This is a genomic window from Actinosynnema sp. (assembly GCF_052038725.1).
This window is the reverse complement of sequence record NZ_JBQGCX010001147.1, coordinates 1-2,908: the sequence shown is the minus strand read 5'-3', so window position 1 is coordinate 2,908 and position 2,908 is coordinate 1. Positions and strand designations below refer to the sequence as shown.

Below are 2,908 nucleotides of genomic sequence, written 5' to 3'. Positions count from 1 at the left end.
TGGCGGACTCGATCCAGAACCGCTCGCTCTGGAACGCGTAGGTGGGCAGGTCGACGCGGCGGGCGCCGCGCCCGGCGTGGAACGCGGTCCAGTCCACCTCGCCGCCGAGGGCGAAGACCCTGCCGACGGCGGTGGTGAGGGTGAGCACCTCGTCCCGGTCGCGGCGCTGCGCGGCGATCGCGCCCGCGCCGCCGACCAGACCGGTGAGCACGCCGTCCGGGCCGATCTCCAGGAACCGGGTGACGCCCTGCTCGGTGAGCGCGGTGACGCCGTCGTGGAACCGCACGGCCTCGCGGACGTGCAGCGCCCAGTGCTCGGGGTCGGTGAGGTCGGCGGTCTCGGCGAGGTTGGAGACCACGGGGATGGTGGGCGCGCTGAAGGCGATCCCGGCCAGGACGGTCCGGAACTCGGCCAGCATCGGCTCCATCAGCGGCGAGTGGAAGGCGTGCGAGACGCGCAACCGCTTGGTGCGCCTGCCGTCCAGCGCGGCGGCGACCTGGCCGACCGCGTCCTCGGCTCCGGAGACGACGAGCGAGGTGAGGCTGTTGACCGAGGCGATGCCGACCCGGTCGTTCAGCAGCGGCAGCACCTCCTCCTCGGTGGCCTCCACCGCCAGCATCGCGCCGCCGGGCGGCAGCGCCTGCATCAACCGGCCGCGCGCGGCGACCAGCCTGCACGCGTCCTCCAGCGAGAACACCCCGGCCACGTGCGCCGCCGCGATCTCGCCGATCGAGTGCCCGCTCAGGTGGTCCGCGCGCACCCCCCACGACTCCAGCAGCCGGTACAGCGCCACCTCGAACGCGAAGATCGCCGGCTGGCTGTACCCGGTGCGGTCCAGCAGCTCCCGGTCCTCGCCGAGGACCACCTCGGCCAGCGGCCGGTCCAGCTCCCGGTCCAGCAGCTCGCACGCCGCGTCGAACGCCTCCCGGAACACCGGGAACGCCTCCCGCAGCCCGCGCCCCATGCCAGGGCGCTGCGAGCCCTGCCCGGTGAACAGGAACGCGGTCAGCCCGGACCCGGCGCTGCCGGTCACCGCGTTCGGCGCGGCCTGCCCGGACGCGACGGCGCGCGCCCCGGCCAGCAGCTCCTCGGCGCTCGCGCCGACGACCACGGCCCGCTGCTCCAGCGCGGCGCGCGTGCCGCCCAGCGACAGGGCGACGTCGGCGGGCGCCAAGTCGGCCACCTCCGCGACCAGCCGCGCGGCCTGCGCGGCCAGCGCGTCCTCACCCCTGGCGCTGATCGGCCACGCCACCACGTCGGTGCGCACCCGGACCGGCTCGGCGGGCGCGTCCTCGGCGGCGGGCGCCTCCTCCAGGATGGTGTGCGCGTTGGTGCCGCTGACGCCGAACGAGGACACGCCGATGCGGCGCGGCCTCTCGCGGGCGGGCCACGGCCGCTCCTCGGCCAGCAGCCGGACGTTGCCCTCGGACCAGTCCACGTGCGTGGACGGCTCGGTGATGTGCAGGGTGCGGGGCAGCAGGCCGTTGCGCAGCGCCAGCACGGACTTGATGACGCCCGCGACGCCGGACGCGGCCTGCGCGTGCCCGATGTTGGACTTGATCGAGCCCAGCCACAGCGGCTCGGTGCGGTCCTGCCCGTAGGTCTTGAGGACGGCCTGCGCCTCGATCGGGTCGCCGAGGGAGGTGCCGGTGCCGTGGCCCTCCACCGCGTCCACGTCGGCGGGGGTGAGCCCGGCCGCCGCGAGCGCGCTGCGGATGACCCGCTGCTGGGCGGGGCCGTTCGGGGCGGTCAGGCCGTTGGACGCGCCGTCCTGGTTGACCGCCGTGCCGCGCACCAGCGCCAGCACCGGGTGCCCGTTGCGGCGGGCGTCGGAGAGCCGCTCCAGCACGAGCACGCCCGCGCCCTCGGACCAGCCGGTGCCGTCCGCGCTGTCGGAGAACGGCTTGCAGCGCCCGTCGGGGGCCAGGCCGCGCTGGCGGGAGAACGCGATGAACGGGGTCGGGGTGGCCATCACCAGCACGCCGCCCGCGAGCGCCAGGGAGCACTCCCCCGAGCGCAGCGCCTGCGCCGCCAGGTGGATCGCGACCAGCGACGAGGAGCAGGCGGTGTCCACCGACACCGAGGGGCCCTCGAAGCCGAAGGCGTAGGACACCCGGCCGGAGAGCACGGCGGCCGAGGTCGCGGTGGCCAGGAACGCCTCCACCTCCTCGGGCGCGTGGTCGAGCAGGTCCGCGTAGTCCTGGCCGCCGGTGCCCGCGAACACGCCGACCCGCTTGCCGCGCAACGACTTCGGGTCCACCCCGGCGCGCTCGACGGCCTCCCAGGTCAGCTCCAGCAGCACCCGCTGCTGCGGGTCCATGGCCAGCGCCTCGCGCGGGGAGACGCCGAAGAACGCGGCGTCGAACGAGCCCGCGTCGTGCACGAACCCGCCCTCGTGGACGTAGCTGGTGCCGGGCCGGTCGGGGTCGGCGTCGTAGAGCGCGGCCGAGTCCCAGCCCCGGTCGGTCGGGAACGGGGAGATCGCGTCCACGCCGTTCGCGACGAGGTCCCACAGCTGCTCGGGGGTGCGGACGTCGCCGGGGTAGCGGCAGGCCATCGACACGATCGCGATGGGGTCGTCGTCCACCGCGACGGGCGCGGTCTCGGCCTCGTCGGCGTCGCGGGCGCCCACCAGCTCGGCGCGCAGGAACGCGGCCAGCGAGACCGGGGTGGGGTGGTCGAACACCAGGGTGGCGGGCAGCCGCACCCCGGTCGCCGCGCCGAGCCGGTCGCGCAGCTCGACGGCGGTCAGCGAGTCGAAGCCGAGGTCCTTGAAGGCCCGGCCGGGATCGACCCCGGAGGGGTCCGGGTAGGCGAGGACGGCGGCCACGTGGGTTCTGACGAGGTCCGCCAGTGCGCGGTGCTGCTCGGACTCGGGCAGCGCGGCCAGCCGTCCGGCCAGTTCGGA

At 75.8% G+C, this 2,908-nt stretch carries 1 protein-coding gene; it reads right to left on the bottom strand.

Features of this window, described 5'->3' with window-relative positions:
• A partial coding sequence (locus tag ACTUAL_RS24170; protein ID WP_440901854.1) for a type I polyketide synthase occupies positions 1-2,908 on the bottom strand: 2,908 nt, incomplete at both ends.